Raw genomic sequence first — 6,858 nt, 5'->3', positions numbered from 1 at the left:
CCCCCACCCGGCACCGGGTGGGGGCCTCGGCCGTCCAGGACCGCTCGGTCGCGGTGCTTCAGTCGCGGAAGGTCTCGATGCGCGCGCCCAGCGGCGTCAGCCGCTCCGCGAGCTGCTCGTAGCCGCGGGCGATGATGTCGACGTTGCGCAGCACCGAGGTGCCCTTGGCGGCCAGCATCGCCAGCAGCACCACGACCGCCGGGCGCAGCGCCGGCGGGCACAGCACCTCCGCGCCCGACCAGCGGGTGGGGCCCTCCACCAGCACGCGGTGCGGGTCCAGCAGCTTCACGCGCGCGCCCAGGCGGTTCAGCTCGGTGAGGTAGATGGCGCGGTTGTCGTACACCCAGTCGTGCACGGTCGTGGAGCCCTCGGCGCTGGCCGCGATGACCGCGAAGAACGGCAGGTTGTCGATGTTCAGGCCCGGGAACGGCATCGGGTGGACCTTGTCGATCGGCGCCTTCAGGTGCGAGGGGTGCACCGTGATGTCGACGAGCCGGGTGCGGCCGTTGGCGGCGGGGTACTCCTCCGAGAGGTCGTACTGCAGCCCCATCTCCTCCAGGATCGCCAGCTCGATCTCGAGGAACTCGATGGGGGCGCGGGTCACCGTCAGCTCCGAGTGGGTGACGATCGCCGCGGTCAGCAGGCTCATCGCCTCGACCGGGTCCTCCGAGGGGGAGTAGTCCACGTCCACGGAGATGTCCGGCACGCCGTGCACGACCAGGGTGGTGGTGCCGATGCCGTCGATGCGCACGCCGAGCTGCTCCAGGAAGAAGCACAGGTCCTGGACCATGTAGTTCGGGCTGGCGTTGCGGATCGTGGTCACGCCGTCGACGCGGGCCGCCGCCATGAGCGCGTTCTCGGTGACGGTGTCGCCGCGCTCGGTCAGCACGATGGGCCGGCGCGGGCGCACGGAGTCGTCCACGGTGGCGTGGTAGTGCCCGGTGGTCGCCGTCACCGACAGCCCGAAGGGGCGCAGCGCCACCATGTGCGGCTCGACGGTGCGGGTGCCGAGGTCGCAGCCGCCGGCGTAGGGGAGCTGGAACTCGTCGTAGCGGTGCAGCAGCGGGCCGAGCATCATGATGATGCTGCGGGTGCGCTTGGCGGTCTCGGAGTCCATCGCCGCCAGGTCCAGCGCCTCGGGCACGTCGAGCACGAGGTCGGCCTCGTTGACCCACTCGTAGCGCACGCCGATGCTGGCGAGCACGTCGAGGATGCGGTGGATCTCCAGGATGCGGGCGACCCCGCGCAGCGTGGTGCGGCCGCGGTTGAGCAGGGCCGCGCACAGCAGCGCCACGCCGGCGTTCTTGCTGGACTTCACCGCGATGCTGCCGGAGAGCTGGGTGCCGCCCTGCACGCGCAGGTGGGTGGGGGCCGGACGCCCGATCGAGACGAAGTCGTCCTGCAGCGCGTGCCCGACGCGCTGCAGCATGTCGATCGTGACGTTCTGCTGGCCCTGCTCCATGCGGTGCACGGCGCTCTGCGAGGTGCCCAGCCTCTCGGCCAGCTGCACCTGGGTTAGGCCGCGGTGCTTGCGCGCGTCGCGGATGAGCGTGCCGATCTGGGCGAGGTGGTCGCCGGTCGGCGGGGTCATCGGCTCGGTGGAGACTGCCATGCGCGCCACCGTATCTCACATGTGAGATAAAGCCGGTCAAGCGCTGTCCGGCGGCGTGTCCCGGTGGCCTTAGCGTGACACGCGTGCCCCGTGTTCCCCCGCCCGCCGCCCCGCGTGTCGCCGTCCTCGGCGCCGGATCCTGGGGCAGCGCCTTCGCCCTCGTCCTCGCCGACGCCGGCTGCCGCGTCGCGCTGTGGGCCCGGCGCCCCGAGGTCGCCGACGAGGTCCGCCGCCTGCGCACCAACACCGCCCGCCTCGGCGACGTGCGCCTGCCCGACGCCGTGGAGGCCACCGCCGACGCGGCCGAGGCGCTGCGCGGCGCCGACCTCGTCGTCCTCGCCGTCCCGCTGCAGCGCCTGCGCGCCCAGCTCACCGCCTGGCGCGCCCTGCTGCCGGCGGTGCCGCTGGTGTGCCTGGCCAAGGGCGTGGAAGCCGGCACCGGCCTGTTCGGCACCGAGGTCGTCGCCGAGGTCACCGGCGCCGGGCCCGAGCGCGTCGTGGCCGTCTCCGGGCCCAACCTCGCCGCCGAGGTCGCCCGCCGCCAGCCCGCCGCCACGGTCGCCGCCTGCACCGACGGCGCCGTCGCCGCCCGGGTGGCCGCCGCCTGCACCTCCCCGGCGTTCCGCGCCGAGACCAGCCGCGACGTCGTCGGCGTCGACGTGGCCGGCGCCGTCAAGAACGTCGTCGCCCTCGCCGTCGGCATCGCCGAGGGCGCCGGGCACGGCGCCAACGCCCGCGCCGCCGTCCTGACCCGCGGCCTGGGGGAGACCACCCGCCTGGGGCTGGCGCTGGGCGCCGAGGCCGCCACCTTCGCCGGCCTGGCCGGCGTCGGCGACCTCGTCGCCACCTGCGGCTCCCCGCTCTCGCGCAACCACCGCGCCGGCCTGGCCCTGGGCCGCGGCGCCAGCCTGGAGCAGGCCCTGGCCGCCGCCGGCGGCACCGTCGAGGGCGTCACCTCCGCGCCCGCGGTGCTGCGCCGCGCCGAGCGCGCCGGGGTGCGCCTGCCCCTGGTGGAGCAGGTCGCGGCCGCCGTCACCGCCGGCGCCGCCCCGGACGGGCTCGCCGCCCGGCTCGTGGGCTGCTGAGGGGCCCCGCCCCGACCCCGCCGGGGCCCCGCCGGCGGCTGCCGGCGGGGCAGGCGCTCAGGAGCGGGCCGCGGCCGCGTCCAGCGCCTGCGACAGGTCCGCCCACAGGTCCTCGAGGTCCTCCACGCCCACCGACAGCCGCAGCAGCTCCTCGGGGACCACGCGCGGCTCGCCCGCGTGCCGGCGGCGCCGCTCGACCAGCGACTCCACCCCGCCCAGGCTCGTGGCCGGCACCCACAGCCGCACCGCGTCGACGACCGCGTCGGCCGCGGCCGCGCCCCCGGCGACCTCGATCGAGACCAGCGCGCCGAAGCCGCGCATCTGCGCGCGCGCCAGCTCGTGGCCGGGGTCCTCCGGCAGCGAGGGGTGGCGCACCCGCGTCACCGCCGGGTGCGCGCGCAGGCGCACCGCCAGCTCCGCGGCGCTGCGCTGGGCGCGCTCCAGGCGCAGCGGCAGCGTGCGCAGCCCGCGCAGGGCCAGGAAGGCCTCCATCGGCCCCGGGATCGCCCCGTGCAGGGTGCGGTGGCGCGTCAGCGCCGCCAGCAGCTCCTCCGAGCGCGTCACCACCGCGCCCAGCACCACGTCCGAGTGGCCCGAGAGGAACTTCGTCACCGCGTGCACGACCACGTCGGCGCCCAGGTCCAGCGGCCGCTGCAGCAGCGGGGTGGCGAAGGTGTTGTCCACCACCACCAGCGCCCCGCGCTCGTGGCCGGCCGCCGCCAGCGCCGCGAGGTCGGCGACCTCCAGCAGCGGGTTCGTCGGCGACTCCAGCCACAGCAGCACCGGCCCGCCCACCGCCGCCAGGCGCTCGCGCACGTCCGCCGGGTCCGTGACGTCCACGTGGTCCACGCGCACCCGGCCCTGCTCGGCCAGCAGCGCCAGCACCCCGTGGGTGCCGTTGTAGGCCCCGTGCGGCACCAGCACCGTCGCGTCCGCGGGCACCAGGTGCAGCGCCGCGGCCACCGCGGCCATGCCGGAGGCGAAGGTGCGCGCCGAGCCGCCCTCCAGCGCGCCCAGCGCGCTCTCCAGCGCCTCCCACGTGGGGTTGCCGAAGCGGCCGTAGCCCAGGCCCTGCTCGCCCATCGAGCCGCCGCCGACGTACGTGGCGCTCAGGGACACCGGGGTGTTCAGCTCGCTGCCGGGCCCGCGCGGCGGGCGCCCGGCCACCACGGCCAGGGTCTCGGGGGACAGCTCGCGGGGCTGGTCGGGGGAGCCGGGGGTCGGCGCGTCGTTCACAGGCACGGACGCACCCAACCACACCGCCGGTAGGGTGCCCGCCGATGAGCACCCAGGTCAGCGCCAAGCCGCGCGTCGCCGTCCTCTTCGGCGGCCGTTCCTCCGAGCACGCCATCAGCTGCGTGACCGCGGCCGGCGTGCTCGCGGCCATCGACCGCGAGCGCTACGACGTGCTGCCCGTGGGCATCACCCGCTCCGGGCGCTGGGTCCTCGTGCCCGACGACCCCTCCCTGTTCGCCCTCGCCGACGGCAAGCTGCCCGAGGTGCCGGCCGCCGGCACCCGCGTCGCGCTCGCCCAGGAGGTCTCCCGCGGGGCGCTGCAGGTGCTCGACGAGCCGCCCGCCGGGGTGGCCGCCCTGCAGCGGGTGGACGTCGTGCTGCCGCTGCTGCACGGCCCCTTCGGCGAGGACGGCACCCTGCAGGGCCTGCTCGAGCTGTCCGACACCCGCTACGTCGGCTCCGGCGTGCTGGCCTCGGCCGTCAGCATGGACAAGCAGGTCATGAAGGTGCTGCTCGAGGGCGCCGGGCTGCGCGTGGGCCCCTGGACCAGCTTCCACGCCCGCCGCTGGGCCGCCGACGAGGCCGCCTGCCGCGCCGAGGTCGACGCCCTGGGCTACCCCGTCTTCGTCAAGCCCGCCCGCGCCGGCTCCAGCATCGGCATCACCCGCGTCACCGGCCCCGAGCACCTCGCCGCCGCCGTCGCCGAGGCCGTCGCCCACGACCCCAAGGTCGTCGTCGAGGCCGCCGTGCACGGGCGTGAGGTGGAGTGCGGCGTGCTGGAGGACCTCGACGGCGGCGAGCCGCTCACCAGCGTGCCCGGCGAGGTCGAGGTCGTCGGCGGCCACGACTTCTACGACTTCGAGGCCAAGTACCTCGACTCCGCCAGCGTGCGCCTGACCTGCCCGGCGGACCTGCCCGCGGACGTCGAGGCCGCCGTGCGCCGCACCGCCGTGCGCGTCTTCGAGGCGATGGGCGCCGAGGGCCTGGCCCGCGTGGACCTCTTCGTCGACCCCGCGCGCGGCGAGGACGGCGTCGTCGTCAACGAGATCAACACGATGCCCGGGTTCACGCCGCTGTCGATGTTCCCGCGGGTGTGGGCCGCGAGCGGGGTGGACTACCCGCAGCTCGTCGACCACCTGCTGCAGCTGGCCCTGCGCCGGCCCACCGGCCTGCGCTGACCCCGCGCCGCCGCGCTCACACGCAGCGGCGGGTCTGCTCGATCGCCGCCACCGGCGCCGCCAGGTCCACCAGCACCCCCGCGGCGCCGGCCGCGCCCAGCCCGTCGCCGAAGCGCACCGTCACCTCCACGGCGGGCTCGCGCCCGTAGGTCAGGAACCGCACGGCGCGCTCGCTGCGGGCGTCCTCCACCCAGTCCACCGTGGTGGCCTCGTCCGGGCCCACCGGCAGGCACGGCTTCGTCGTCGGACCCAGCACCGCCGCGCCGCAGCGCAGCACCACCCGGTCCCCGTCCCACGCCGCCACGCCCGCCGCGCCCTGCGGCGTGCGCCCGGCGCCGTCCAGCTCGGCCGGCAGCGCGCGCAGCAGCCGCGCGCACGCCGGGTCGCCCGCGCCCGGGGCCGCCTCCACCCCGCCGCGCCCGGCGGTGAACGCCCACGCCGAGGCGCCCACCACCACCGCGAGCACCGCCGCCACCGCGGCGCGCTGCCGCGCGCGCGACGGGCCGGGGCGGGGCGGCTCGGCGCTCGGCCGGGGGTCCGGGGCTGCGGTGGGCATCGCCGCTAGTGTGGCCGGGCCGCGCGGCCGGGCGCGGGGCGGGTCCGGCCGGGCCCGCCGTCGCGGGGAGCGGGGAGCGCTGTGCGGGTCGGGGACCTCGACGAGTCGGAGCTGCTGGCGCGGCTGCTGCCCCTGCTGCCCACCGGGGCGCTGCTGGGGCCCGGGGACGACGCCGCCGTCGTGGCCGCCCCCGACGCCCGCGCGGTGGCGACCACCGACGTGCTCGTGGAGGGGCGCGACTTCCGCCGCGACTGGTCCACCGGCGCCGACGTCGGCTGGAAGGCGGTGGCGCAGAACGTCGCCGACGTCGCCGCCATGGGCGCCACCTGCACCGGCCTGCTCGTCGCCCTGGGCCTGCCCGGCGAGCTGGAGGTGGCCTGGGTGGAGGACTTCGCCGCGGGCGCGGCCGCCGCCTGCCGCGCGCTGGGCGCCGTCGTCGCCGGCGGGGACCTGTCCGGCGCCTCCGAGGTCGTCGTGGCCGTCACCGCGCTGGGCGACCTCGGCGGACGCGCGCCCGTGCTGCGCTCGGGCGCCCGCCCCGGCGACCTCGTCGCCCTGGCCGGCGCTCCCGGCCGCTCCGCCGCCGGGCTGGACCTGCTGCGCGCCGGCCGCCTGTCCGGACCGGGCGCCGTGCCGGACCTGCTGGCCGCCCACCGCCGCCCCGTGCCGCCGGTGGCCCTGGGCCCGGCCGCCGCCGACGCCGGAGCCAGCGCCCTCATGGACGTCAGCGACGGTCTGCTGCGCGACGCCGGCCGCATCGCCGCCGCCAGCGGCGCCACCCTGGAGCTGCACCTGGAGGGCACCGCCCTGGGGGCCTCCGCGGCCGCGCTGGCCGCCGCCACCGGCGCCGGCGCCGCGACGGCCGAGGCGTGGGTGCTCACCGGCGGCGAGGACCACGGCCTGCTGGCCTGCTTCCCGCCCGGCGCCGCCCGCCCCGCGGGCTACGAGGTCGTCGGCCGCGTCGCCGCCGCGGGGGAGCGCCCCGTCCTCGTCGACGGGCGGCCCTGGTCGGGCACCGGCGTGGGCTGGGACCACTTCGGGGGCCGCTGAGCCCGTCGGCGGCCGGGCCCGGACGCACCTCGGGGGCGGTGCGTGCCGTCCGGGCCCCCGGGGTCGTGGTGTGGGCGAAGGGTGATCGCGTGAACTATCCCCCCATCACGCACCTGGTGCACACCGATAGACGCTTAGGCG

General features: G+C 77.6%; 6 protein-coding genes. 3 read left to right on the top strand and 3 right to left on the bottom strand.

What is annotated here, in order from left to right:
* Window positions 1-58 precede the first annotated feature (58 nt).
* On the bottom strand, window positions 59-1,591 hold the full coding sequence (locus ACRYR7_RS23370) for a helix-turn-helix domain-containing protein (protein ID WP_432574604.1): 1,533 nt from the start codon (window positions 1,589-1,591) through the stop codon (window positions 59-61).
* A 104-nt stretch (window positions 1,592-1,695) separates the two neighbouring features.
* On the opposite strand from ACRYR7_RS23370, the gene ACRYR7_RS23365 reads away from it, so the two are divergent.
* Window positions 1,696-2,697 carry an NAD(P)H-dependent glycerol-3-phosphate dehydrogenase gene (locus ACRYR7_RS23365; protein WP_432574602.1) on the top strand — a complete coding sequence of 334 codons (1,002 nt, stop codon included), beginning with the start codon at window positions 1,696-1,698 and terminating at the stop codon, window positions 2,695-2,697.
* 57 nt (window positions 2,698-2,754) lie between these two features.
* On the opposite strand, the gene ACRYR7_RS23360 is transcribed toward ACRYR7_RS23365, so the two are convergent.
* Window positions 2,755-3,939, bottom strand: coding sequence for a trans-sulfuration enzyme family protein (locus ACRYR7_RS23360; protein ID WP_432574601.1), 1,185 nt, complete (start codon window positions 3,937-3,939; stop codon window positions 2,755-2,757).
* Between the two features lie 38 nt (window positions 3,940-3,977).
* On the opposite strand from ACRYR7_RS23360, the gene ACRYR7_RS23355 reads away from it, so the two are divergent.
* Window positions 3,978-5,111: a D-alanine--D-alanine ligase family protein gene (locus ACRYR7_RS23355; protein WP_432574599.1), complete on the top strand. Its 1,134-nt coding sequence runs from the start codon at window positions 3,978-3,980 to the stop codon at window positions 5,109-5,111.
* A gap of 16 nt (window positions 5,112-5,127) precedes the next feature.
* Here ACRYR7_RS23355 and ACRYR7_RS23350 read toward each other — a convergent pair whose 3' ends face one another.
* Entirely contained in the window at window positions 5,128-5,667 is a 540-nt protein-coding gene (locus tag ACRYR7_RS23350) for a DUF3515 family protein (RefSeq protein ID WP_432574598.1), read from the bottom strand.
* 81 nt (window positions 5,668-5,748) lie between these two features.
* On the opposite strand from ACRYR7_RS23350, the gene ACRYR7_RS23345 reads away from it, so the two are divergent.
* On the top strand, window positions 5,749-6,717 hold the full coding sequence (locus tag ACRYR7_RS23345) for a thiamine-phosphate kinase (RefSeq protein ID WP_432574596.1): 969 nt from the start codon (window positions 5,749-5,751) through the stop codon (window positions 6,715-6,717).
* The last annotated feature ends 141 nt before the right edge of the window (window positions 6,718-6,858 follow it).

It is taken from the genome of Kineococcus gurbantunggutensis (assembly GCF_050871925.1).
Classification (GTDB): domain Bacteria; phylum Actinomycetota; class Actinomycetes; order Actinomycetales; family Kineococcaceae; genus Kineococcus.
The sequence above is the reverse complement of the archived record's forward strand: the minus strand, read 5'-3'. Positions and strand labels throughout refer to the sequence as shown.

Bases quoted from the DNA above. Each gene is read 5' to 3' on its own strand.
- ACRYR7_RS23370 (WP_432574604.1), bottom strand. From the start codon at position 1,591: ATGACCCCGCCGACCGGCGACCACCTCGCCCAGATCGGCACGCTCATC.
- ACRYR7_RS23355 (WP_432574599.1), top strand. From the start codon at position 3,978: ATGAGCACCCAGGTCAGCGCCAAGCCGCGCGTCGCCGTCCTCTTCGGC.
- ACRYR7_RS23350 (WP_432574598.1), bottom strand. From the start codon at position 5,667: ATGCCCACCGCAGCCCCGGACCCCCGGCCGAGCGCCGAGCCGCCCCGC.